The organism is uncultured Gimesia sp. (assembly GCF_963976445.1).
Lineage (GTDB): Bacteria > Planctomycetota > Planctomycetia > Planctomycetales > Planctomycetaceae > Gimesia.
Genome location: NZ_CAXBKP010000005.1, coordinates 123,474 through 148,955, shown reverse-complemented (window position 1 = coordinate 148,955; position 25,482 = coordinate 123,474). Strand labels below are relative to the sequence as shown.

Annotated in this window: 16 protein-coding genes and 1 tRNA gene; 14 read left to right on the top strand and 3 right to left on the bottom strand. The window is 48.8% G+C overall.

All coding sequences use genetic code 11. The features are described 5' to 3' along the window. Position 1: 1 nt before the first annotated feature. A complete protein-coding gene (topA, locus tag AAC022_RS07805; protein WP_339729770.1) occupies positions 2-2,713 on the bottom strand; it encodes a type I DNA topoisomerase in 2,712 nt (903 codons plus the stop codon). Positions 2,714-3,143: 430 nt separating this feature from the next. Here topA and AAC022_RS07800 point away from each other — a divergent pair, with 430 nt between their 5' ends. The 9 genes from AAC022_RS07800 to AAC022_RS07760 all read left to right on the top strand — a co-directional run bounded on the left by AAC022_RS07800 (position 3,144) and on the right by AAC022_RS07760 (position 17,167). Further along, positions 3,144-5,633 carry a hypothetical protein gene (locus tag AAC022_RS07800; protein WP_339729768.1) on the top strand — a complete coding sequence of 830 codons (2,490 nt, stop codon included), beginning with the start codon at positions 3,144-3,146 and terminating at the stop codon, positions 5,631-5,633. A gap of 462 nt (positions 5,634-6,095) precedes the next feature. Next, a complete protein-coding gene (locus tag AAC022_RS07795; RefSeq protein WP_339729765.1) occupies positions 6,096-6,863 on the top strand; it encodes an ABC transporter ATP-binding protein in 768 nt (255 codons plus the stop codon). A 59-nt stretch (positions 6,864-6,922) separates the two neighbouring features. Further along, positions 6,923-9,571 carry a Gldg family protein gene (locus tag AAC022_RS07790; protein WP_339729763.1) on the top strand — a complete coding sequence of 883 codons (2,649 nt, stop codon included), beginning with the start codon at positions 6,923-6,925 and terminating at the stop codon, positions 9,569-9,571. 102 nt (positions 9,572-9,673) lie between these two features. Next, on the top strand, positions 9,674-11,509 hold the full coding sequence (locus AAC022_RS07785) for a DUF4340 domain-containing protein (RefSeq protein WP_339729760.1): 1,836 nt from the start codon (positions 9,674-9,676) through the stop codon (positions 11,507-11,509). A gap of 321 nt (positions 11,510-11,830) precedes the next feature. Continuing rightward, positions 11,831-12,334 carry a thioredoxin family protein gene (locus tag AAC022_RS07780; RefSeq protein ID WP_339729757.1) on the top strand — a complete coding sequence of 168 codons (504 nt, stop codon included), beginning with the start codon at positions 11,831-11,833 and terminating at the stop codon, positions 12,332-12,334. Positions 12,335-12,407: 73 nt separating this feature from the next. Next, entirely contained in the window at positions 12,408-13,799 is a 1,392-nt protein-coding gene (locus AAC022_RS07775) for a hypothetical protein (RefSeq protein ID WP_339729754.1), read from the top strand. A gap of 83 nt (positions 13,800-13,882) precedes the next feature. Continuing rightward, the gene (panC, locus tag AAC022_RS07770) at positions 13,883-14,764 is read left to right on the top strand and encodes a pantoate--beta-alanine ligase (RefSeq protein ID WP_339729751.1); all 882 of its coding nucleotides are present in this window, start codon (positions 13,883-13,885) and stop codon (positions 14,762-14,764) included. 133 nt (positions 14,765-14,897) lie between these two features. Continuing rightward, positions 14,898-15,548: a sigma-70 family RNA polymerase sigma factor gene (locus AAC022_RS07765; RefSeq protein ID WP_339729748.1), complete on the top strand. Its 651-nt coding sequence runs from the start codon at positions 14,898-14,900 to the stop codon at positions 15,546-15,548. Next, entirely contained in the window at positions 15,545-17,167 is a 1,623-nt protein-coding gene (locus tag AAC022_RS07760) for a hypothetical protein (RefSeq protein WP_339729745.1), read from the top strand. Before AAC022_RS07765 ends, AAC022_RS07760 begins: the two co-directional genes overlap by 4 nt. Before the next feature lie 45 nt (positions 17,168-17,212). Here AAC022_RS07760 and AAC022_RS07755 read toward each other — a convergent pair whose 3' ends face one another. After that, positions 17,213-18,253: an SMP-30/gluconolactonase/LRE family protein gene (locus tag AAC022_RS07755; RefSeq protein ID WP_339729742.1), complete on the bottom strand. Its 1,041-nt coding sequence runs from the start codon at positions 18,251-18,253 to the stop codon at positions 17,213-17,215. A gap of 276 nt (positions 18,254-18,529) precedes the next feature. Here AAC022_RS07755 and AAC022_RS07750 point away from each other — a divergent pair. The 5 genes from AAC022_RS07750 to AAC022_RS07730 all read left to right on the top strand — a co-directional run bounded on the left by AAC022_RS07750 (position 18,530) and on the right by AAC022_RS07730 (position 22,051). Further along, positions 18,530-18,603, top strand: a tRNA-His gene (locus AAC022_RS07750). A 409-nt stretch (positions 18,604-19,012) separates the two neighbouring features. Beyond that, positions 19,013-19,657 (top strand): SIS domain-containing protein, encoded by a 645-nt coding sequence (locus AAC022_RS07745; RefSeq protein WP_339729738.1) that lies wholly within the window; start codon positions 19,013-19,015, stop codon positions 19,655-19,657. A gap of 7 nt (positions 19,658-19,664) precedes the next feature. Then, positions 19,665-20,249 (top strand): D-glycero-beta-D-manno-heptose 1,7-bisphosphate 7-phosphatase, encoded by a 585-nt coding sequence (gene gmhB / locus AAC022_RS07740; RefSeq protein ID WP_339729737.1) that lies wholly within the window; start codon positions 19,665-19,667, stop codon positions 20,247-20,249. 111 nt (positions 20,250-20,360) lie between these two features. Next, a complete protein-coding gene (locus tag AAC022_RS07735; RefSeq protein WP_339729735.1) occupies positions 20,361-20,963 on the top strand; it encodes a hypothetical protein in 603 nt (200 codons plus the stop codon). 194 nt (positions 20,964-21,157) lie between these two features. Next, positions 21,158-22,051, top strand: coding sequence for a DUF1559 domain-containing protein (locus AAC022_RS07730; protein ID WP_339729733.1), 894 nt, complete (start codon positions 21,158-21,160; stop codon positions 22,049-22,051). 44 nt (positions 22,052-22,095) lie between these two features. On the opposite strand, the gene AAC022_RS07725 is transcribed toward AAC022_RS07730, so the two are convergent. After that, positions 22,096-25,059, bottom strand: coding sequence for a response regulator (locus tag AAC022_RS07725; protein ID WP_339729732.1), 2,964 nt, complete (start codon positions 25,057-25,059; stop codon positions 22,096-22,098). Positions 25,060-25,482 lie beyond the last annotated feature (423 nt).

The window sequence follows — 25,482 nt, the reverse complement described above, 5'->3', positions numbered from 1 at the left end:
GCTATTCTTCAGATGCCTTTTTCTTCGCGGTTTTCTTCTTCGCTGTTTTTTTAGCTGCCGTCTTTTTAGTCGCTGCCTTTTTGGTTGTCTTCTTTTTCGCGGCTGCTTTTTTCGTCGTCTTTTTAGCAGCGGCTTTCTTCTTCGTTGTTTTTTTCGCTGCTTTCTTTGCTCCCGTTTTCGCCGCTTTGGCTTCGAGCCATTCGACAGCTTGATCCATCGTTACCATCTCGACTTCGTAACCTTTGGGAATGGTCGCGTTGATTTTGCCGTGTTTGACATAGGGGCCATAGCGGCCATCGAAAATACCAACCTGCTCTTCGTCTTCCGGATGTTTCCCCAGATCGCGAATCGGTGTCGGTGCACTGCGTTTACGGGCCTGCTTCAGTAACTCGACTGCTCGATCCAGGCCAATCGTCAGAATATCATCTTCCTTGCCGAGCGACTTGTAGACTTTATCGTGCAACACATAAGGCCCGAAGCGACCGATGCCCGCGTTGACCTTCTTGGTGGTTTCTGGATGCTCGCCTAAAAAGCGAGGCAGGCTTAAATATTTTAAAGCCAGTTCAAAATCAATGGTATCCGGATCGACGGTCTTGGGAATACTGACGCGTTTTGGCTTGGGACCATCTTCAATCACATCGCCTAGCTGCAAGTAAGGGCCAAACGGACCGTGCAGTTTATAAATGGGCGTGTTCTCCACGGGATGCATACCCAGGGATTTCGGCCCTTCGCTCTTCAGGCGAATCAATTTTTTCGCCATTTCATTGGTCAGGTCGGCAGGTGCGATATCATCGGGAATTGAGGCAGAAACCGGCTCTTCTTCCGATTCATCAGAGACATAAGGCCCATAGCGACCCACGCGGACAGCCGACTCGATCCCTTCCAGATTCAACGTACATATTTCCCGCGCATCGATGGTCTCTTCTTTTGCTTTCACCTGCTCATCCAGGCCATCTTTGCCACGATAGAACTGGGTCAAGTATGGCAGCCGGTCTCCTTCACCAACGGCGATATCATCCAATTCCTGTTCCATGGCGGCTGTAAACTGCAAGTCGACCAGATTCGGGAAAAACTTTTCCAGCAGACGCGTGACCGCCAAGGCGGTAAAAGTCGGGACAAGTTGACTTCCTGTTTTTTTCACATAACCACGGTCCTGAATCGTGCCGATAATGGAAGCATAGGTACTCGGACGGCCGACGCCTTCGCTCTCCATTTTGCGAACAATGCTGGCTTCCGTATAACGTGCGGGAGGTTTGGTTTCGTGTTTGAGCGGATCAACCTGACTGGCTTCCAGCGCCTGGTTTTCTTCCATCGGCGGCAGCATGGATTCACTGTCATCCAATGCTGCTTCCGGATCATCAGAACCTTCGACATAAGCGCGGAAGAAACCGGGAAATTCAACGTGTCGCCCAGTGGCCCGAAATTCTGCATCGGCGGCGGTGATCGTTACCGTTTGAAAACGCAGTCTGGCTTCTTCCATCTGTGTCGCCATGGTTCGTTTCCAGATCATCGCATACAGTTTGGCCTGCTGCCCTTTCAGACTTAATTCTTCGGCGGTTTTCATCAATTTTCCCGCGGGACGAATCGCTTCGTGAGCTTCCTGTGCCCCTTTCGATTTCGTATCGAAGCGGCGAATTTCGGCGTAGAGATAGTCTTTACCGTATAAATCTTCAATCCGCTGGCGCGAGGCAGAAACGGCTTCGTTCGAGAGATTGACGCTGTCAGTACGCATATAAGTAATGTGACCATCTTCGTACAGTCGTTGGGCGACCTGCATGGTTTCACGCGCTGACATATTCAGCTTGCGGTTCCCCTCCTGTTGCAGTGTACTGGTGGTAAATGGCGCCGGTGGCTTCCGCGACTGCAGACGCTGCTCGACCGATGTGACTGTCCAGTCTGATTTTTTGACCCGTTCCAGTAAATCATCGGCCTGCTGCTCATTAAGCAGGAGCACGTTGGCTCCCTCTTTCAGCTTGCCCGTCGATTCATCAAAATCTTTCCCGCTGGCGACTTTCTTTCCGCCAACGGTCGACAGCATCGATTCAAACTCGGCTCCTTCGTCCGTTTTCAGCTGCGCCTTCAAATCCCAGTAGGTACCACTTTTAAACGCCAGTCGTTCCAGTTCACGCTGTACCAGGATCCGAACGGCCACTGATTGTACGCGACCGGCAGAAAGACCGCGGGCAATTTTTTTCCAGAGCAGCGGACTCAATGTAAATCCGTACAAACGGTCCAGTACACGGCGGGTTTCCTGAGCCGAGACCAGATTTAAGTCGAGTTCACGTGGATTGGCAATCGCTTCCTGAATCGCTTCTTCTGTAATTTCCGAGAAAACCATGCGTTTTACGGGAACTTTGGGCTTCAGCAATTCGGCTAAATGCCAGCCGATGCTCTCTCCTTCGCGGTCTTCGTCCGTCGCGAGAATCAGTTCTTCTGCATCTTTTAGAGCGTCTTTGAGTTCCTTAACCGTTTTCCTCTTGTCTTGAGGAACCAGATAATAGGGCTCGAATTCGGACTCGACATTGACGCCTAAAGTAGCCCATTTGTGTTTTTTCTTGAATTCGGAAGGAACATCGGAGGCTTTGGTAGGCAGATCGCGAACGTGCCCCATACTGGCCAGGACCTTATATTTACTACCTAAATAGCTGCCGATTTTCTTGGCTTTGGCCGGTGACTCAACGATCACTAATGCTTTCAGCTTTTTCTTTGCCACCAGACTTGCCCTTCCTGAGAAACCGACGTAAACCTTGTCCCCAAGGCCATTCTGACAACAATACGCGGCTCAATCGTTCCTGTTTTTACATTATTTGATTCGCTTCACCGGATCAACTTGATAACTTTATCCGGCAATCCATACCCGCCACAAAACTCTCTGTCAAGCCTGTAATTATTTTTTCACGCCGGATCTTCCCCTTGAATGAAGTGCTTTTTGTAATAAGAACAGGCAGGAAACAACAGGATTCTTTGAGAGAAGACTTTCACGAATGGCCCGAATAAATTACAACACATGAAATAAACGGAAAACTCTTTTCCAATTTGAAGATACGAAAAGCGGTGATCTCGTCAACTGGATCTAGTTGACGTGCGAATTTCACTACAGGAAATCGATTTTATTCGACTTGCAGACTGAAGAAGGAAACAGAATGGCCTCGCCACTGGAATTGTTTCGTAAAAACCAAAAAGTATTAATGGTACCACTCACCATCCTGGCCATGTTTGCGTTTATCGTCATGGACCAATTGACACCCAATCAGGCTCCGCCCATCATAGGCATGCTATTATTTGGTGTTCTCTTCTGGTACCTGGGAAAAGACCGTGGTAAGGGAACGCTGTTCGCCGTTATCGGGATTGTACTTGGCTTTTTTGTGGGGTACACAGTAATGCCCCGCCAAGGTGCCGCGATGGTTGTGAAGACAACCGCTGGTGACATTGACCAGATGGCATTTCAGACCCTTGTCAAAAACCGCCAGATCGCCAATCAGTTTGTGATCAGAACTTACTTCGAATCTCTGCCAGAAGAAGAACGGGAACGTGCTCAGCCGCCACGCGGCGCTCTGTTCGGTTTTGGCCGGGACACCGAAGATGACATCATCCTCGAATACCTGTTTCGAAAAGAAGCAGACAAGATGCAGCTGGTGGTTTCAGATGATGCCGTCACTCAATATGTTTCCCGCTATACCAGCAACAAACTCAGCCGCGACGCCTTCCGGAAAGCCTGCCAAAGCATGGGAGTCACAGAAGGCGGAATTTATGATATTCTCAGAGACCAGCTCAAGGCACGACTCGCCTTTCAAATGCTCCGGCCTGAAGTTTCATTGACGCCGGATCAATACTGGAACTTCTACAAAAAATTCAACGTCCGCGAAGAGTTAGAAGTGGTCGCGCTACCGGTGAAAGATTTTGAAGATCAGGTAGCAGCCCCCACAGCAGCGGCCAAAAAAGCCTTTTACGAAAACTACAAAGGGGTCTTCCCCAACGAGACCGGCCCCGGTTCTCCCGGATTGCGTCAGCCGCAACGAGTTCAGGTCGAATACCTGATGGCTGACTACGAAGAGACCGAAAAACTGGTTCCGCCTGTAACCGATGCAGAGATCAAAGCCTTCTACGAAGAAAACAAAGAACGGCTTTACAAGAATAATCCCATTCCGGATTCACCTGGTTTCCCAGGCATGCCTGACCTTCCTGTTTTCCCATCCCCGTCCGCACCTAAAAACCCGGCGGCTCCCAAAACAAATCCGCCTGTGGAAGCTGCAAAACCTGGTAGCAGTGAGAAAAAGCCGGCCACTCCCGTCGTACCAAAACCAGCACCGACTAAGGAAACAAAACCAAAGGCTGCTCCTGAAAAGCCCAAGGAAACTCCCGATACGAAACCAGAAACCAAACCGGAAACCAAACCGGAAACCAAAACAGAGAAGAAAGAAGAATCGAGTGCCCTTGATTCGGAACTGACAACCTTTGTTTCACTCTTAGATGAAAAACCCGCTGATACCCCTGTGGTGGCTCCCAAACCGGGGGCGGCTCCTGCGACAACCAAACCGGAGAGTCCAACAACTGCACCAGCACCACTGGAACCATACCGTTCGCTGAATGACGATCTGAAAAGTGAAATCCGTGACCAATTATTACGGGAACGGACACTGGTACTGATGAAGGAAAAGATTTCCGCCGCTGTCACGTTCATGAACGACCTCAGCTATCGTATTAATAGTCCGGCTGAAGGTGTCGATCCTCCCACACCGGAAGAGACCACCAAACTGCTGAAAGACTACGCTACCAAACACCAGTTGATTTATAACATCACACCGATGATGTCTGCTCAGGAGATGGAAGAGTCGGAGAAGTATCCCCTGGGTACAGCGAAAGAGCCGACTTTGAATCAGTTTGCCGCTCAACCAAGGACCGTGATCGAGCAGCTATTTGAGACTCCTGTCGACCTGCTTTACTCAGCCTATGAAGCGGAAGACTCATTCTCCAGTGGTTTGATCTCCTACTGGAAAGTCAAACATGTAGACGCTTCAATTCCGAACTTTGACGACCCCAAGATTGATGCAGAGATTACTGCGCAGTTAACCCTGGAAGCGGCACGACCGGTCTCCATGAAACGGGGTGAAGCGTTGAAAAAACTGATCCTCGACGCAGGTGATAAAGAGATGTCCGAAGCATTGTCCGGGCAGACGATTACCGGGAAAAAAGAGGGAACGGAAATTTCCACTACAACCACCGAATCGTTCAGTTGGATGCGGACTTCAACAGCGGGTGCCAGCAACCCGTTCTCCATGCCTCGCCCGGAACTCTCTAGCATTTCGGCGATTGATGGTGCCAGCAACGAGTTCATGGAGCAGATTTTCGACAATCTGAACGAAGGAGACGTGGGCGTTGCCATGAATGCCGACAAATCGATCTGTTATGTTGTAAAAGTCATGAACCGCATTCCTTCGACAGAGGGTGGTTTGACAGCCATGTACCAGGAATTCCTGAAAACCGACTTGTTCTTCTTCTTCTCGCCCTATCTGCCATTGGCTCAAATGGAGCAACAGCAAACGAATTTTGAATGGAGCCGAGAGCTTGAAGAGAAATATCAGGTTCAGAAATTCTTTAAGGAACTGGAAGAAACAGAAGAACGAGTCGAATAGATTCGACTTATAAAACTAACGAATTGAAAATCGGTTGTGCCCCTCTGGTACAACCGATTTTTTTTATCCCCAGCCTTGATTTTGAGTGCTTTCGGAATTATTTTTTCAAAAAGCAGTAAATAAATGGCTGGGCATCAGGAAAATCAATAATTATTCAAAGAGGAAATGGTTGGGTTATTCTTGAGCGTCTGGCTGCTTGAGTGTCTCGGCAGTCAAGGTCGATCTCAGGGCTATAGAACAGACAAAACCAACAGCCCAAGATCAAAGAAGATCCCGCTAACTCAAAACGTACTCTCATCCTTTGTTGTGTTTTTAGCACGTTCCAGTTAAAAATGAACGAGTTCAATAAGCTTGTCGGCATTCAAAATGTACCGAATTACTTTTGAAACGCAGCGAGCCCCTTAAGCATTCACTTATTCTGTTGAATCAACCCACGAGACAATCATCGGGAGTATTATTGCAATGTCGGAACAGGTTCAGCAATCTCCTGCCGGGCAGGCGACAGGCTCATCCCAGGAGAAGATGATCGAAGCCATTGGATTGAGCAAATTCTATGGCCAGTTCACTGCCACGAAAGATGTGACATTTTCTGTCCCCCGCGGTCAGGTTGCCGCCTTTCTAGGGCCGAACGGCGCTGGTAAGTCAACCACGATGAAACTCCTAACGGGTTTTCTTTCCCCCAGTGAAGGTCAAGCGCGTGTTGGTGGTTTTGATGTAAGCACTCACCGGATCGAAGCTAGCCAGAAACTGGGTTATCTACCGGAAAACGGCCCGCTTTATGAAGAGATGACGCCGCAAGGGTTTTTAAAATACGCAGGTGGCGTGCGTGGCATGTCGAGCGCGGAGCTTAGTAATCGGCTTGAGTTTGTCATGGATAAATGCGACTTGAGCAGTGTCTGGAAAAAGCCGATTCGCAAACTGTCGCGTGGTTTCCGACAACGTGTGGGCATGGCACAGGCCTTACTTCATGATCCCGATATTTTAATTCTGGACGAACCTACCAGCGGTCTGGACCCGAACCAGAATCAGTCGGTGCGTGACTTGATTCGCAGTCTGGGAAAAACAAAAACCATTCTGCTTTCGACACACATTCTGCAGGAAGTCAAAGCGGTCTGCAGCCGTGTGATTCTGATCAATCAGGGATTAGTCGTGTTTGACGGATCTGTGGATGAGCTGGGTAACAGCCAGGATGACATGGAAGCCAACTTCCATAAATTGACACACGCGTAATTTCTTATTTCACCGACCAACTGAGTTTCATATAAAGCTGACGTAAGGACCCTTCTATTATGTTGCGGAACAACGTTGTATTGGCCGTATTCAAGCGAAACGTACAAAGTTACTTTTCCGGAGTGCTGGGTTACCTGTTTATTGTTGTGTTTGTTGTTGCGGGCGCCTTTGCTGCCTTCAATCAACAGTTTTTCGCAAACAATCAGGCGAACCTGGATCAATTGAGCCTGTGGTATCCCTTACTGCTGTTGTTCATCATTCCCGCTATTACGATGGGGGTCTGGGCCGATGAGAAAAAAATGGGGACAGACGAATTGCTGTTTACCATGCCTGCCTCTGATCTGGAAATCCTGTTAGGGAAATTTCTGGCTGTACTGGCCGTGTATACGATTGCGTTGTTGTTTTCGGTGACCCATATCTTTGTCTTATGGAGCATTGGAAACCCTGATATCGGGGTGATGTTTACAACCTATTTTGGATACTGGCTGGCCGGCGCATCGCTACTGGCAGCAGGCATGTTTGCTTCTGCTTTAACCAGCAGTGCGACTGTGGCTTTTGTTTTGGGCACGGTAATTTGCGCTGTTCCGATCTTCATCGGACAGGCGGCTCCTTCCAGTAACTTGATTCAGGGTTTGAGCCTGGTCGAACAATTTCAGGATTTTAGTGCCGGCGTCTTGCCGCTCGGCTCGATTCTGTATTTCATCTCGCTGGCTGTCATGATGCTGTATTTGAACCGGATTCTCATTACACGCCGACACTGGAGTGCTCAGGAACAAAATTCGATGGGCCTGCAGTATCTGGTACGTACAGTATCTCTGGCCGTTATTCTGATCAGTGCCAATGTGATTGCCTCCTACGGCAGCAGCCGTATCGATATGACAAACGAAAAAGTCTACAGCCTGTCACAAACCACGAAGGATCTGATCGGGAAAATCGATGAGAAGAACCCGATCACCATCGAAGCCTTTATCAGCCCGGAAGTCTCACGGGAATATGTCCCCATTCGCAAACGGTTAATCGGCCTGTTAAGAGAATACGATCAGCTCGGAGGAAAACGGCTGCAGGTTCGCTTTGTCGACGTGGTTCCTTTCAGTAAAGAGGAAGAAGAAGCCCGGCTGCTGAATATTTCCCCCCAACGCGTCCAGACCGAGCGAGGTGGACGGTCATTTGTGGATACAATATTCATGGGGGCCGTCATCAAAAGCGGCACGGATGAAGTTGTAATCCCCTTCTTCAATGTCGGAACGCCGATTGAATATGAATTAACGCGTTCGATCCGCACAGCCTCGAAAGATGAACGATTGACTGTGGGAATCTTAAACACCGATGCCAGCATTTTTGGCGGATTAAATATGGGAATGGGAGGCAACCAGCCATCATGGCTGATTGTCAGCGAACTCAGGAAACAATACAAAGTCGAACAGGTCTCACCCGATTCCCCGATCAGCGAAACGGCTTATGATGTTCTCGTTGCGGTTCTGCCTTCTTCTTTGACACAACCGCAGTTAAAGAATCTGGTCGATTATGTCAAAAAAGGAAAACCAACACTAATCTGTGACGACCCACTACCCGTTTATGGCGGCGGTAGAGGAATTCAGAATGCCCCCCGTATGCCCAAACCCAGTCCTGGGGGCGGCATGATGGGAATGCGTCAACCGCCACCTACACCTAAAGCGGACGAAGGACGTTTGACCTCATTGCTGAATGTCCTGCAGGTCGCCTGGGACAATGGTGAAATCGTCTTCGATTACTTCAACCCACATCCGGAATTTGCCGAAGTGGTGCGTCCCGAGTTGATTTTTATCAGCCCGAAAAGTGGCACACGCAGTGCATTTAGTTTGAACAGTAACATTACCAGCGGTTTGCAGGAGATTCTGACCTTCTTCCCCGGCAGTATTCGGCCACGGAAAGACAGGGATCTGAACTTTGAACCGCTCCTTAGAACCGGCCCTAACTCGGGACTCTTGGCCTGGGGAGAAATCACCAGCCCCATGTTCAACTCGATCCGAATTGCCCAGGAGCCACCACGTCTGATTGACGAGCATGCTCATGTGCTGGCTGCACATATTACATCGACAGCGAAATCGAAAGAGAAAAATATTAATGTCATCTTCGTCGCTGATGCCGACCTGATTTCAGACGAGTTATTCAATATCCGCGAACGTCAGGCGTTTGGCTTAAAAATCGATAACGTGACCTTCTTGTTGAATTGCGTCGACCAGCTGGCGGGCGATGACTCTTATATCGCGCTACGCAAACGCCGTGAACAGCACCGGACCCTGACTTTAGTGGAACGGGAAACGTCTGTGTTTGTGAAAGAACGAAATGAAGAACGGGAAAAAGCCACAAAGGACGCGGAAGCCAAATTAACAGAAGCCCGTGACCGCCTGAAATCAGAGCGGGATAAAATTGAGCAGGATAAATCGCTTGATAATCGGACGAAACAGATCATGCTGCGAATGGCTGAGGAAAATGAGAGCCGACGTCTGGAAGTGGATGAAGCCAAGATTGAGCGGGAAAAACAACAGCAAGTTGAGAAGATCAAAGCCCAGACGGAACGGCAAATTCGAGAAATCGAAGATCGAATTCGCTGGTATGCGATTCTCGTACCTCCCTTCCCGGCGATTCTGTTAGGAATCTGCTTCCTGTTTTTCCGCATGAAGAATGAAAATCAGAATATCGCTCCCGACCGGAGACTGAAGAAATAAAGTACAGGCGGCTTCTCAGAACCGCCTCTAAATTTGAGAGACAGAAAACTGCGTCCTGTTTGAATTCAATTTAAACCACTGTTTTAAGTAAAATCGTTTACCATGAATGAAACGACCAGAACACTGACCTTTGTAGGGATTGCGGTGGCAGCCCTCATCGCCGCTTTCGTGACCGATCGCACATCTCAACCAACAGAGTTAACAGGCTACGAGAATGTGGGAGAAGAATTCTATCCCGATTTCACAGCCCCCACACAGGCAAAGTCCCTGCGTGTGGTGAGCTACAACGAAGACTCTGCCACACTGAAGGTCTTCAATGTGGAATTCAAGGATGGTCTTTGGAAAATCCCTTCGCACCACGATTACCCGGCTGATGCAGAAAACGAACTGGCTGAAACCGCCGCTTCGCTAGTGGGCGTTGTCCGCGGTGCATTAGAAAGCCGACGTAAACGTGACCACGAACGTTTTGGCGTAATTGACCCACTGGATGAATCCAATACCAATCTTAAAGGACGCGGCCAGCGACTGACACTCTCGAAAGAGGGGGGCGCTCCGCTGGTTGACTTTATTGTGGGGAAACAGGTTCCGAATGAACAAAATGAATATTTCGTTCGCAAAGTGGACGAAGATTCGGTCTATCGCACGAAGCTTAACGTCGACCTTTCCTCAAACTTTTCTGACTGGATTGAACCCGATGTGCTGAAGGTCGAACGAGACCGCCTGGTGGAAATCATCGTGAATAAATATTCGATCGACGAAAGCAAGCGGCGGATTGTGAACCGGGAGCTGTCTACCCTCACCCGGAGAAGTTCAACGGCCCCCTGGGAGCTGGAAGGTTTAAACAAGGAAACCGAGAAGCTGAATACCAGTGACGTGAACCAGATGATCAATACGCTGGACGATTTAAAGATTCAGGGTATCCGTCCTAAACCTACGGGCATTGCGGCTGAGTTGAAAAAATCGGGCACTCTGCGTCTAGACCCACTCGACTTTGTTGACCTGCAAAGCAAGGGGTTTGTTTTAGCCAGCGATCCCCAGGGAAATCAGCAACTGGTTTCGAATGAAGGGGAAGTGATCGCGGCCACCAACCAGGGCGTCGTGTACTCGCTATATTTTGGTGAAATTTTCACCGGCAGTGCGCTGGATATTGAAGTAGGAAACAGCGGGAAAAAGAAAGACGAGAAATCGAAATCGGAAGAGAAAACCAAGGCTGCTGATTCCACAGACGCCAAAGAACCAGAGAAAAAAGCGGATGAAACAGCAGACGATGGTGCCTTGAAAACCAGCCGTTACCTGTTTGTTACTGTGATATTCGATCCGTCCTTTATTGGTGACCCTCCACAAAAACCAGTCGAACCCCAAAAGCCAACTGGCCTGAAAGAGAAAACCGACGGCGAGAAAAAAGAAACACCTAAACCGGCTGATAAAGATAAAAAAGAAGCCAAACCCAAAGCGGAAGAAAAACCCGACCCGGAAGCCGAGTATGAAATCGCTATGAAGAAGTATCAGTCCGAGCTGAAGACATATGAGAAGCAGTTAAAAGAATACGATGACAAAGTCGTCAAAGGGAATGAACTGGTTCAACAGCTGAATGAACGATTTGCAAACTGGTATTACGTGATTTCGGCGAACAGTTTCGAGACGCTCCGAATGTCGCGCAAAGCCCTGATTGAACCAATCGAGAAGCCGAAAGAGGAAGCTGGTAAAACAGGCCCTGCAAATCCCACCAGCGGGACGCCAGCACCAAAGCCTGCGAGTCCAGCTACCAAACCAGCGCCTACTCCGGCAAAGAAACCTGCATCTCCAAAAGCAGACGCGAATTCCAAACCGGTAAAACCTGCCGAAAAACCAGCAGCCGGGAAAACATCGACCAAGCCTGAGGCCGCCAAACCGGAAGTGAAACCAACATCCCCGCCCGCTAAGCCCAAGCAAAACTGATCATTACATCAGTGCCACCGTTATCAAGCCAGACCTGCGACGGGCCTCAGTTCAGAGGTTTTTTCCGCAGTTTTGGCTTTTTTTACGGAGTGAGAGCCAACTCTGTTCCGGTTAGGTAAACCTTACCGGCCATGTTCCTCTTATTCAGATGATTCGGGTCGAATCGTTCATAGAACTCCCACCTATCCTACCGATAAAGCTTAATGAACGATTTATAACGATTTTGTAAGTTGCTCACTCTTCACCGGGTCAATAATTTATCATTTACATAGGTCCAGCTGCAAAGGAATTGCAGTTTGTGCTTGTGAAGGAGTCACAGAAATGAAAAGACTTCCCAATCGAATCCAATGGGGCGTTATCGGCTTTTCAGTTGTTCTATTAGTCGGCTTGTCCATTGAACTCTCCAAAGCCGGGACAAAAGACGAATCAGCCAGTTCGTCGGACAATTACATCAAATGGCACACTGACCTGGAGACGGCACATCAGGCTTCACTCAAAAGCAACAAGCCGGTTTTCATCGTATTTGATGCCAGTTGGTGCACTTACTGCCGTAAACTGGAAAAAGACACACTTTCCGACCCCAGAATGGCCCGTTATCTGAATGAGGCGTTCGAACCTGTTCATCTGGATTTCGATAAAGACCGTAAAATCGCCGATGTTCTGAAGGTGAAATCGATCCCCTGTACAGTCGTTTTGAGCTCAGAAGCCGACCTGCTGGCCCGACAAGTGGGCTACTCCAAGGTCCCCCGCTACCACTCCATGCTGGAAAAGGCCCGAAAATTACAGGCTGTAATTCACCATATCGAGTACTCGGAAGGCCAATGATTTCTCCCGATATCCCTTATTCCGCACAGGCGCAAATCTTGATAAATCTTCGAAGAACGTGTACTTTGCGCATATGAATAAAAGCAAAGAGCCTTTTGGCATCAATCCGTCGGGTGATGGAGACTCTTGGGAGTCCCTCGCAGGTGATCTATTTGGCATCGATTTCGACCAGCAAGTCGAACCGGTGCCTACGGACTTCGATGATAGTCTATCTGAAGAAATCGAAGAGGAAACTCCCGACGAACCAGAAGTAACTAAGCAGAAACCGGCTCCCGTCACTGCGAAATCAGACAATCAAGTTGACGACGATGAGGATGATGACTTCTTTGGTTCCTCTCTGTTTGACGCAGACGAGGCCAAACTCGCGGAAGAAAATCCCGCTGAAGCTGAGCTGGAATTCGAGGAAGAGGATGTAGAAGAAGAAATCCTTGATGTCTTCGAAGATGACGATGACGAGGAAGAAGAAATCGAAGAGGATTTCGTTCCCGCTGCTTCGACCGATGAAAAAGCCAGTGGTGTCGAAGAAGAAGACACTTATTGGGATGCACTAGATGGCTGGAACTGGGACGAAGAAGATTCACCTCGGTCCAAAGTCAATAAACCCAAAGCATCTGATGAAAACGACGAAGAGGATGACTCTGAAGAAGAGGTTGCAGAAATAGCAGAACCTGTTCAGAAGAAACCGGCAAAATCTCGTTCTAAAAAGCCCCCCAAAAAGAAACAACCACCAAAACAGAAACCGGCCGCTCGTACCGATGAGCGTCTCGACGATGACGACTCGTTCGGTTTTGGTCTCATTTCTCAAGAAGTCGCTTTTGATTCAGACGACGAAGAAGATCTCGAAGACGAATCAGAGGCCGTTGCGGAAGAGACAGCTGACACGGAAGAAGAAACCGAAGCAGCAGCCGAAACCAAACGACCGCGCAGGCGACGACGCCGCAGACGAGGGCGCTCACGAAAAAGTGAAGAGTCAGCCGAAACTACTGATGAAGAGTCAGCTGAAAGTTCGGATGAGAAAGAGTCCGAAGAAGAATCAGAGCTTGAAGCCGAGGGTGAATCTGACGTTTCTAAAGAGGAAGAAGAAAGTAAACCCAAGCGTCCAAGACGACGATCTCGCAGACGCAAAAGCCCCGTTGATGCTGAATCAGCAGACGAGAAAGATTCATCGGCAGACGATGAAACAGAAGACGACGAAACAGAAACGTCTCATCCTGATAAAGAAGTGTCGGAAAATAAATATCCGAACGTTCCCAGCTGGGAAGAAGCGATTTCTTATCTGCTGAATCCTAAACTGGTCGGTGGTAGCAAATCCGGTAAAAATGCTGAGGAAGGAAAGAGTTCTTCCCCCTCCTCTGCCTCTTCTGGAGACGACCAGAGTCGCAGACGTCCTAAACGATCATCGCGTCGTCCCTCAAATAAACGGGGCGGAGGTGGAAATCGTAGTCAGACGCCGAAAGAAACTTAAGCATCACTGCCTGAGGAAATCTGGCTTCATCTTACTTCGATTACTGGCGCGGCACAGCTGCCTGATCTGAAAGAGTTGTGATCATGCCCGACCCGTTCACTTCACCCGTAGAAACAGTTGCAGAGATTCCGGCACTCCGCAAGCTGGTTGAAGCAGAGCGCAAGCAGAATGCGTCGATCGGTTTTGTGCCCACCATGGGAGCTCTACATGCAGGACATATGAGCCTGATTGAAGCGGCGCACCGTGACTGTGATTTCGTCGTTGTCTCGATCTTCGTTAATCCCACACAATTTGGTCCTAACGAAGACTTTGAAAAGTACCCCCGTGTGGTGGAACAGGACCTCGTCAAATGTCATGAGGCAGGAGCGGATCTGGTCTGGCTGCCTACAACTGAAATCATGTACCCGAAGAACTTTTCAACCTGCGTTACCGTGAAAATGCTGTCGCAAGTTCTGGAAGGAAAGACAAGGCCCGATCACTTTGAAGGCGTCACGTCAGTTGTGACCAAACTCCTGCTGTGCAGTCTGCCTGATATCGCGTACTTCGGAGCCAAAGATTATCAGCAACAGGCCATCATTCGGCGGATGTGTCTCGACTTAAATATCCCCGTTGAAATTAAAACCTGCCCGATTGTCAGAGACACTGACGGACTGGCTCTGAGTAGTCGCAACGCTTATCTCTCAGAAGCAGAACGCGAATCCGCCTTATCACTTTCGCGTGCCCTGAAACTGGCAGAAGAACGAATTCATGCCGGAGAAACAGACCTGAATCAACTCACAGCGGAAATGCAGCAACTGATCAGCACCACCCCGCTGTTAAAACTGGATTATGCCACGATTGTCGATGCCGGCACACTGGAAGAGATTTCTGCCCCACAGCCTGACATGGTAGCCTTGGTCGCCGCCTATGCCGGTGCCACTCGATTGATCGATAACTGCTTGCTCTCTGCAGACGCGACAGACTAAATAATGGTCTTTTCTGGCTGGTTCTTCCGAACTGATATTGACGTAACGCGTTCGAAAATAAGAAGATAGTCAACAACCGTTAGTGTAGGTTTTCCCCAAACCCCGTTTTTCCAGAGAAGAGCGGGAACTAAATTTGGCCTCTGTTCGTCCATTACATACTGTGACCAACAATGATCAACACCTGATTCAAGAATGTTTGGCAGGTCGTACTGAAGCGTTTGATCAACTGGTCCTGAAATATCAGGATCGCCTGTACCGAACGTTAATGCGAATTCTGGGCTCCAGTGACGATGCGCGCGATGCAGCCCAGGAAGGTTTTACACAGGCATTCTTTAAATTAAAGACATTCCGAGGAACAGCCGCCTTTTATTCCTGGTTGTTTCGCATTTCCTTTAATGCGGCAATCACACAAAAACGAAAAACCAAACGGACGTCTACAACTCTGGATACACAAGACAATCCTGCCAGCCAATGGCTGGTTGATTCACACCCCGAAACTCATCCCCCCGATGTTGCCGAACTTTCTGAGCGAAAAAAACTCGTTCACCAGGCATTGAATGAGCTACAGGAAGAATACCGTACTCCCTTGATATTAAGAGAGTTGGAAGGGATGTCGTACGGAGAGATTGCCGAAATCACGGAAATTCCTTTGGGAACAGTCAGGAGCCGTATTTTTAGAGGAAGGAATGAACTGAAACAGAAACTGAGCATGCTTTTTCAAAATGAATCGGAAGCGCGTGTTCCTCAGTCTGACCATGAGTCATCGATAAGTGAAACAAAATGAGTAGTCAACCACCTTCAAACGAAAACCTGTCGGCCTACTTCGATCATGAAGTCGCGCCCGAAGAACGTCGCGAACTGGAATCGCTGCTGGATCATTCTGCCGCAGCGCAACAAGAGCTGCATGAATTCGGAGAAATTTCCCGGCTGCTACAGGAAACTGCGACGGAATCTGCGCCTCCTGAACTGGCAGCTTCCATCCGCCGTCGCATCGAACAGGAAACCCTGCTGACAGAACCAACGCCAGCGACTGTTAAACGAGCCCCTTCGATGCTACGTTACCGGATTGCCGTCGCGATTAGCGCCTGCTCCTCAGTGGCCGCACTGGTCTTATTTATTTTATTGATGAATATCCCTGATCCTGCACAACAATTCGCAAACGCAGACCGATTTGCATACCGAACACCTACAGAGTCCCAACAGGAAACGATTCTCTTTTCGCAAGACAAAACTCCCGCAGATGAGTACCATGGTACTCTCTCAAAGTCAGCAGCCTCTAGTAAACAAGGCAAGGCCACGATCACAGCGGCCGCCCCTTCGGTCGCTTTTCGTTCGGCCGCGCTGCCTGTTACGGAGCTCGATCAAAAAGAGGGGCTCGTGATGTCTGCCCCCGAGGCACGAAAAATGAAGGGCAATTTTTCGATCACGAATTCCGTCGCTGAAAATAAAGTCGCGGCTAGCTTTCCCCCACCTAATATGCCTTTTGAGCCACGCCCCGCATCTGGAATTCCCAGTCACGTTCCCGTCGATGCGATTCGGATTGGAGATGCGTTTCCCTATTTTAGTGAAATTAACGGAAAAGTCGTCGTAATTGAAGTCCGCGTGGTGGATGTCAAGCAGGCTTTGGGAACGATGGAATTACTGTTGGCCCGAAACAATATTCCGGTGAATCAACAAAAGCAGTCTGATGTCGAGCGTCAGCTACAACATTCACACAAATTAAAAATCAAAGCGGAAGGACAGGACAATCAATCCAAACCGAAGGTAGACGATTCTGAAAATGAATTATTTGCTGTGTACGTGGAAGCCACAGACACGCAACTGGCATCTGCGCTGCAGGAATTTCAGAAAGACCTCAAACGAGATCAGCTTATCGGTCTTACCTTGCAACCGGCCATTAACGAATTGTCTTTGACAGAAGCGGTCGAAGACTTGCCCCGCCTGCTGGCATCTCAGCAGCAGTCAGCGAATACGGCAATGGAAAAAGGAGAAGCCAAAAAGGTCACTGAATGGGCGTTAAACGATCACTTTACCGCAGGAAAACCACAAGCAAAGAGCGCTCGGGCCAAGCAATCTATCGCAGCCGATGCGAAGCAAAAATCATTTGATGTTCCATCCAAAGAACAACGCTCCTATCAGACACGTTACCGAATGCAACTCCCGGCGGAACAATTAGGACAAAAGGCCAGAGTGGTTCAGCGGAATGTGCCCCGCGCTTCCGTAACCAGTGAACCCAAGGCTTCTGCCAAAGACCGTCGGCCTCTGGTGGCATCGAAACCGGGCCTAAACACAGATACCCGTTTGCAGTATCTGGGTGCAACCCCCGTTAGTAATTCGCCCGTGAAAGTACTCTTCGTCTTCAAAGGCGCAGCTGCTCCCGCCACAGTCCCGGCACCCAACTAATGGTTGTGCCGGGAAGTGGCATGATTTGAGCAGAGCCAGTTGCCGTTATTTTGCGGGACCGACCCGACCTTTGGTTTTGGTCTCAATGCGGACGAGGTAAGTATCCGCGGTCAGATACAACGTCGAACCATCGTTGCCCCAGGCACAGTTGGCGGTGCGCTCTCCAGTACTGATGCGTCCCAATAATTCGCCATCTGGAGTAAAGACATAACAACCGCCGGGGCCTGTCGCAAATACATTGCCTTTCAGGTCGGTTTTTAAACCGTCAGGCAGGCCGGGCAGTTTGCCGACTGATTTCGTTGCGTCATAAAAAACCTTGCCGGTTCCCAATGTCCCATCGTCGTTGACGGGAAATGCTTTCCAGATCGCCGCTTTGGGGTCAGACTGTGCGACGTACAATGTTTTTTCATCGGGTGAAAATGCAATTCCATTCGGACGGGTCATTTCTTTTGTGAGTAAGGTCAGCGTTCCATCTGTCGCCAGACGATACACGCCACAGAAATCGAGTTCACGACGCGGATCATCATACCGATTGGGCAGTCCGTAAGGAGGGTCGGTGAAATACAGGTCGCCGTTTGATTTGAAGGTACCATCATTGGGGCTGTTCAACCGTTTGCCCATATAATTGTCAACCAGCGTCCGTTTGCCGCCCTCTTTGGTCAATACAGAAAGCCGACGATCGCCATGCTCGCAGGAAACCAGGCGGCCTTTTGGATCGAGAAACAGTCCATTGCAGCCAGGCTCATTTCCATAAGGAGTCACTCCGGTATAACCAGAGGGCTTCATGAACAGGCTGGCCCCTTCGCCTTCTTTCCACTTCATAACGGAGTTACGGGGAATATCAGAAAAGAGCAGAAACCCATCCTTGGCATCTCCCATCCAAACCGGACCTTCTGACCAGTCAAAACCGGAAGAGAGAACCTCAATCTTCGCATCCGTGTCTATCAGTTGATCAAGGCGTGGATCGAGACGGACGATTTCTCCAATTGTGGGATAATTGGTTGAATCCTGAGCCTGTACTTCTGATTGAGACAAGCTCAATACGACAGTCGCGAGAATCATGCAGGTAAATCTAATCGTTTTCATGCGCTTTTTCCCTTTTTAGTCGGTAAAATCAATGTAAATTCATCGGGGAACGTTGAAGTATCAATTCTACAGATTGTTCGCAGGAGATGCACGTATAGAGGAAATATTCCTGATTCCGTGCCTTGGAATACTTGCATCCCGAAATCAGCTTCGATAACGTAACAATTGATCTAATTGTCTTCGCCAGTGTCTTTTCAGCTGAGGGGAAATTGGTTAGAATCATTTGAATTCAGATAGAAACTGTCAGAGTTCTCAGCCAGTCGGCTGTTTCATATGGTGGGTATAGCTCAGTTGGTTAGAGCGCCGGATTGTGATTCCGGAGGCCGCGGGTTCAAATCCCGTTACTCACCCTTCTTTTTCTTCTGCCTTCTTTCTCTTCTGGTCGAGCAAATTGATCGTGATTTGTGCCACCAATGCCCCTGCCTTATTTTTGCAGACACTACTCCCACAGCCACACGAACACCCGCCTGCTACGATTGTACATTTTACAATCATTTTTTGTCTTTAGTGGCGCTCCAACTATCGGTTTCACATCGACTTAAAGACTCAGCTGTTCCATTCAGAAACTGGTGCTAACGTGCATCGATGGCTCTTGAATCTGTGAAAACTTATCTTGCCTGTATTTTTCGAAATCCAGTATACTGGCAGTTTAACTGAAGACATCACGATTCAAAATTGCCTCCGGCGGTCTAAAAGATAGACCGCTGCGAAATTCTCGGAATTTTGAGAGCACTTTACCAGGGACGGAGAGCTGATCTCATGCATCAGGCCAGAAAAATTATCTGCCGTAATTTGAAACGATCGATTGCTGCCAAAAAACAACTGCTGGAAGATACTGAAATACAGCAGGAATTTTCGAACGCAGTGGATCTGATACTCCAGAGCTATCAAAGCGGAGGTCGATTGTATCTCGCAGGTAACGGAGGCTCTGCAGCAGACGCCCAGCATCTGGCAGCCGAATTTGTCTGTCGCCTGAGTAAAGATCGGGCTTCGATACCAGCCGAGGCATTGACGACCGACAGTTCGATCCTGACTGCTATTGGAAATGACTATGGTTTCGATGTCGTCTTCTCGCGGCAACTGGAAGGCAAGTTGACTGAGAACGATGTTTTCCTGGGAATCACCACTTCTGGCAATTCCCCCAACATTGTGAAAGCAGTGCAGGCCTGCAAGGAAAAAAATGTTCCCAGCATTATCTTCACCGGACACGGCGGTGGTGAAGTCCGTTCGCTGTGTGATGTGTGCGTGATTGCTCCCGGCGAACTGACAAGCCAGATTCAGGAAGTGCATCTGGTACTTGAGCATACCTTATGCGAATGCGTCGAAGCGGCTCTATTCAACTTCAAATTAGATCTGGACTCATCCGATCCGGATCAGACCAGCTATCTAAAACGGGTAGCCTGATCTAACAATGCAGGCGAAGTCATCCCCTAAAAAGTCGTTGTTTCTTGACCGTGATGGTGTGATCAATAAAGAGAAACACTATCTGTATCGGATTGAAGACTTCGAATTTGTAGACGGAATTTTTGCACTCTGCCAGACAGCCGTTGATAACGGATACGGCCTGATCGTCATCACCAATCAAGCAGGAATCGCCCGCGGGTATTACACCGAGCAGCAATTTCTGGAACTGACGGAATGGATGAAACAGGAATTCGCCCGTCGAAACTTGCCGCTTACAGATCTGTATTATTGCCCCCATCACCCACGGTATGGTGGAGAACAGTATTGCCAACAGTGCGAGTGCCGCAAACCGGGGCCCGGCATGCTGCTGGATGCGGCACAGAAACATGATCTGGACCTGTCGGCCTCGATTCTGGTCGGCGATAAAGGATCGGATATCGCTGCTGGACGGGCTGCCGGCATCGGTACTACCGCTCTGGTGGGAACGGGTCACCCGGTAAGTGCACAGGATCGGCAGACGGCAGATCTGTATTCAGAATCACTGCCAGAGCTCAAAGAGACCTTATTTCCAGCGACCATCACAGGCGGCTAGAGAATTGCACAAACATACACAGCATGTTTGATGAATATTCCATAAAGCGCAGGCTGGGGTTGGCCAACCAGGATTGATTTTAGTCTTGGCTGAACTTATCGTCGAATTGTGATGAAGATACCGTTTCGTAAATTATCCTGGGCTCTGGGAATCTCAGGCCTGTTGGGGATTCTACTTCAATCCCTGCAGGTACAGGTAGAGCATACGCACCCAGATGGCAGCACCGCTCACAGCCATTCGCACGGGCACAGCCACTCGCACGGACACTCGCATCATCAGGGACATGATCACCATCATCAGAACCACGACGCGCATTCGAACGAAATCTCAACGACTCCGCAGACCCACATTCACGTCGCCCTGCTCTGGTGGGAATTTACGTTGCATACCAGCTCCCAACAAACGGGTTCAATACAGGCAGCAGAACAGAGTCACGCTGCCATTACAGAAAATACGTCTGCCGAAATATCCGATCCAGAACCCAAGCAATCCCTTCAAGTGCATGGTCCGTTGATCGGCCCCCTTCACTGGTCACAAATCCTCTCAGAATGGTACTCTGCCTGGCAGTCTGTCCTTCCTCCAGCGAAAAACAGACTATCTATTCAACAAGGCAATGACCCTTTGATGGTATCTCCGGGGTCTTGTTATCAATCGCTTTCTGAGGCGCCCCCCGTGCCGCCACCGGAATCCTTTCTTTCTGTTTCCTTCACGTAATTCCTGCTGCGAAGTCTGTCAGTGGCTTCAAACAGGAATCGTGCGCATTCTCTGCTATCGACATGCATCTTGAAGCTGGCGGGATGATACTGCGCACAGTTCAACAGAATGGTACTTACAGAAAACGGTCACCGTCTGCGCAGAGGTTGCGCGAAACGGTCGTCGTTCACGAATAGAAAGATGGTTTTCATTCCATGAAAGAAAAACGAATACTTCGAGGAGGGTTCACCTTGATCGAGCTGCTGGTGGTCATTGCGATCATCGCGATCTTGATTGCTTTGCTCTTGCCCGCCGTTCAGCAGGCGAGAGAAGCAGCCAGAAGACTCTCATGTAAAAATAATCTGAAACAACTGGGAATCGGCCTGCATAATTATCACGATACCCACGGCTGCTTTCCCCCCGGATATATTTATAAACCAGGAACAGGAGGCAACCAGTCCGGCTTTGGCTGGGTGACCATGCTGCTACCGATGCTGGATCAGGCAAATCTCTATGATCAGTTTGATCTATCAGAACCGATTTTCAGTGCCGTGAACCAGGCTGCGCGCGAGCGTCACATTCCCGGTCTTCTTTGCCCATCCGATCCGATTTCTGAAAACGGGTTTGTCGAAATGGGGAGCGCGACGGAACGTTACGCGATGGGTTGTTACGTTGCCAATTTCGGTCCGCCGGATCTGGACGCCAATCAGGAACAGCGCACGGGAATGTTCAGCCGCAACAGTGCCACACGTTCGCGTGATGTCACCGATGGGCTTTCCAACACCTTGTGTGTCGGAGAGCGTCAAAACGGAGAATTCAGAAATGGCGCCGTACACGGAAACCATTTCGAATACGAAACGACCTGGGCGGGTGCAGTCCGAGAAATTACCGATGCCACGGACGACCATGGCCATATGGTATTGTTTCAGACAGGCCACGTTCCGAATGCGAGTACCAGTGATGACCGCGATGTTTCCGCCCCGCATGTGGGTTTCGCGCAATTTCTACTTGGTGATGGTTCGGTTCGCTTGATCGGCTCCAGTATTGATTTCGGCATCTATACGGCGCTGGGAACGATTTCAGGTCGAGAAGTCATCGGCGAATATTAATCGTTTGAACTAGAAATTTATGACATTTTCGCATGCTCACATCATTAGACGGTGTGAGCATGCTCTCGATTTGTGTACTGACAGATCAGACTAAGTAACTGTTTTCGATTGATCGGTTTGCTGGTATAGGTGTCACAACCAACGGCAAGACAACCTTGCAGTTCTGACGTCATCGCATGTGCGGTAATTGCTATGATCGGTCTTGTATAACCGGCTTCTCTTAATTTTCTGGTCGCGGTATAACCATCCATCACCGGCATTTGAATATCCATCAAGACAATATCAAAAGGTACGCCCTGCTCTTCGGCCGCCAATGCTGCTTCTAAAGCCAACTCACCATTCTCAACCATTTGCAGATCACACTGCCACTTCTCCAGAATGAAAGAAATCAAATTTTGATTGTCGACGGCATCTTCAGCTACCAGAATACGCGGAGAAAAACCAAAGTGGTCTTTGAGATTCCCTGTAATTTCCGGTATGTCTGCTGCGTTCTCTGCTTGCTCCTGCTTGCCTGAATCATATTGGAGCAGTTTCACCTTATCTGGATGCCCGACAGGAACCTTGAGCAGAAATGTACTTCCTTCTGCAGAGACACTAGATACTGAAATCGAGCCATTCAACAATTCAATCAGCTTTTTGCAGATGGTCAGGCCTAATCCCGTACCACCGAAACGGCGTGCCATGGAAGCATCTGCCTGGGTGAATGGCTGGAACAGTTCTTTCATCTGGTCGCCCGTAATCCCAACACCGGTATCCACAATTTTGATTTCCAGGCAGGGAGATGGACCTTGATCCAGATAACGCGTGATGACGCGTACGGAGCCTTCATCAGTGAACTTAATTGCGTTTCCAACAAGGTTGACCAGGATCTGTTTCAACTTGGTAGGATCTGTCTGAATATATTCGGGAATGGCCCCGTCATATTCAGTCATATATTGAATCTGTTTCTTTTCCGCTCTCACATTCAGCAGATTTTCTACATTATTCAGGATTTCTGCGGGAGAACAACACATCAACTCTACGGTCATCTTCTGAGAATTGATTTTTGACAGATCAAGCAAATCGTTGATTAAGCTCAACAGGTAATCGCCGTTCTGTTTGATGGTATCAATCATTTTCACCTGAGATCCAGGTTCCAACTGTTCCATCAAGATTTCTGAATACCCCAGAATCGCCGTCATGGGGGTTCGGATCTCGTGGCTGATATTTGCCAGGAAAAGATCCTTGGAAATATTGGCTTCAACCGCTTCCTGCCGAGCCGATTTGAGTTCCTCAGTCAAACGATCATTCGCAATCGCGACCCCGATTAACTCACCGAGGGAATTCAAGAAGAGCATCTGGTCGGGATCGTCATCCGGAAAGATATCGCTGAATAATACCAGCGCTCCCAGCTGCTCTTTACGATGCGTAATGGGAATCAAATAGTGGCCATGTGACGCATTCTCCTGCCGTTCCTGCTTTGTTGAACAATCACAATGACACTGATTAATAATCTGCATCTGTCGCACTGTGATGGGAAACTGAGCGTAATCTTCAGCAAAGCTGAACCCATGATAGTGCGCAGGGGGTGGAGTGAGAAATTCTCCATACTGGGTGATCAATTCGCTCTGTCGGGTTTGCTCATTATTGAGATAGAGACACCCTCGATTCAGGCTTTTGTGTTCGGGCACTTCCAGCAGGCCGGTCAACACTTGCTGTAGTTTTATTTTCAAATGAGACTGCTGTTGCAGGCTTTTTGCGACCCCAGCTCTGATGACTGCCTGTAGATGCCGTTGCGACTGTTTTTTTTCGTCCAGAACCTTTTCTGTAATATCGCGTTGGAGTGCCACGTAGGAGATACATTCTCCCCGTTGATCAAAAATTGGGGATACCGTCATATGCACCCAGCGGTAATCATCCAGCCAGTTCCGCTGTTGTCGCGTATTTTGCCCCAGCAGAGGCAGGCTGCCTGACAATCTTTGAGTTGCTTTACGGCGATTGATCAATGTTCCTTGCCAGGTATTCCCGGAGAGTAATTGATCCCACATTTCGCGGTAGATCGATTCCGGGTTGAGCTTACTTTTGATGAACCGGGGAGTCTGCCCGATGGCTTCCTCCGCCGACCAGCCATACAGGTCTGAAAAAGCAGCGTTCACATAATTAATCACACCCCGGGTATCCGTAATGAAAACCGCTTCCGCACTGGAATCAACGGCGCGTGCTAATCGCTCTACCTGCTCTCTTTGTTGTACTAACTTGGTAATGTCCGTTGCCAGAACAACAATCGCTGGTCTCGAAAAGACAACGGTCTTCTGAAGATAAATTTCGACAGGATATTTTGTACCATCTTTTCTCTGAAATCCGGCACTCAAAACTGCTTGTGAATCTGGATTTTCCAGCAGGTCATGAATCGCCGCTTTAAATTCGGAAGCAGAATCTTCTTGCAGGAATTGAAAAGGGGACATGCTCTGCAGTACCTGGATAGGATATCCCAGATTATTTGTGGCACCGCGACTGGCATAGAAAATTCGGTTTGATTCTGCACCGAAAATATAAATCTCATTCAGCGATTCTTCCAGAATATTACTGAGTGCCATCTGGATGCGATCGGACTTTTGAATTGCGATGATCTGAAGCGTGTTTCGAATGCGTTTGCTGACAAGAGAATCATTGTAAGGCCGCAGCAGGAAATCATCGACGCCATATTCTAACGCGCCCTCGATTTTTTCCGACTCCTGAAATTGAGTCGTCGCCAGAATCGCTGTATTCGAGAGTGCATCCTGAGATTTATAAAAACGGATCATCTCAATCGGATCTGCATCTTGTAGATCGAGACTGAGGATGATGATGTCGGGCTGAATTTTCAGACTCAGCATCAGGGATGCTTTTGCATTCAATGAGAGATGGATTTCATATCCTTGACCTGCATTGATTGCCTCAAATTTGCGAAAGTGACTGATGTTTTCATCTACGTACAGAATACAGGGAGACCAATCCCTTTGCTGTTCCAGCAAATTCAAAAACTGCATACTTAAACCTAACCTATCTAATCATCAGTGCCAAAATCATAGAAGGACTTAGTCGTATTCACTAACGCGTCTTAACATATATTGAGTGTAGATCATCAGTTGACTCTGCCATTCATCTCTATTGGATCGGGTTAACATTTTCCATTAGTCCAATATTTCACGATGAATTGCTGCGCAAATCGGCATTCGGGAAACGAGGCGTGAGTTAAACACACCAAGCTGCAAAGATGTTTTTCCCTGCTCTGCTGGTTTAAACTGCTTGACAGGGGCAACCTCAGGAGGAATAGTCCTGAAATGAGAAAAAACAGAGGCCGATGGTAGAGCTGATTGAACGCGAGAAATCAACTTCGTACAGCATAAATTGATATCTGTCACTCAATTTTTGCAGGAGCAAATCACAACTGTTTACGCACCGCGAGTGAG

Excerpts from the sequence above, each read along its gene's own strand:
- AAC022_RS07800 (WP_339729768.1), top strand. The coding sequence starts at position 3,144 with ATGGCCTCGCCACTGGAATTGTTTCGTAAAAACCAAAAAGTATTAATG.
- AAC022_RS07795 (WP_339729765.1), top strand. The coding sequence starts at position 6,096 with ATGTCGGAACAGGTTCAGCAATCTCCTGCCGGGCAGGCGACAGGCTCA.
- AAC022_RS07790 (WP_339729763.1), top strand. The coding sequence starts at position 6,923 with ATGTTGCGGAACAACGTTGTATTGGCCGTATTCAAGCGAAACGTACAA.
- AAC022_RS07785 (WP_339729760.1), top strand. The coding sequence starts at position 9,674 with ATGAATGAAACGACCAGAACACTGACCTTTGTAGGGATTGCGGTGGCA.
- AAC022_RS07780 (WP_339729757.1), top strand. The coding sequence starts at position 11,831 with ATGAAAAGACTTCCCAATCGAATCCAATGGGGCGTTATCGGCTTTTCA.
- AAC022_RS07775 (WP_339729754.1), top strand. The coding sequence starts at position 12,408 with ATGAATAAAAGCAAAGAGCCTTTTGGCATCAATCCGTCGGGTGATGGA.
- panC (WP_339729751.1), top strand. The coding sequence starts at position 13,883 with ATGCCCGACCCGTTCACTTCACCCGTAGAAACAGTTGCAGAGATTCCG.
- AAC022_RS07760 (WP_339729745.1), top strand. The coding sequence starts at position 15,545 with ATGAGTAGTCAACCACCTTCAAACGAAAACCTGTCGGCCTACTTCGAT.
- AAC022_RS07755 (WP_339729742.1), bottom strand. The coding sequence starts at position 18,253 with ATGAAAACGATTAGATTTACCTGCATGATTCTCGCGACTGTCGTATTG.
- AAC022_RS07745 (WP_339729738.1), top strand. The coding sequence starts at position 19,013 with ATGCATCAGGCCAGAAAAATTATCTGCCGTAATTTGAAACGATCGATT.
- gmhB (WP_339729737.1), top strand. The coding sequence starts at position 19,665 with ATGCAGGCGAAGTCATCCCCTAAAAAGTCGTTGTTTCTTGACCGTGAT.
- AAC022_RS07735 (WP_339729735.1), top strand. The coding sequence starts at position 20,361 with ATGAAGATACCGTTTCGTAAATTATCCTGGGCTCTGGGAATCTCAGGC.
- AAC022_RS07730 (WP_339729733.1), top strand. The coding sequence starts at position 21,158 with ATGAAAGAAAAACGAATACTTCGAGGAGGGTTCACCTTGATCGAGCTG.
- AAC022_RS07725 (WP_339729732.1), bottom strand. The coding sequence starts at position 25,059 with ATGCAGTTTTTGAATTTGCTGGAACAGCAAAGGGATTGGTCTCCCTGT.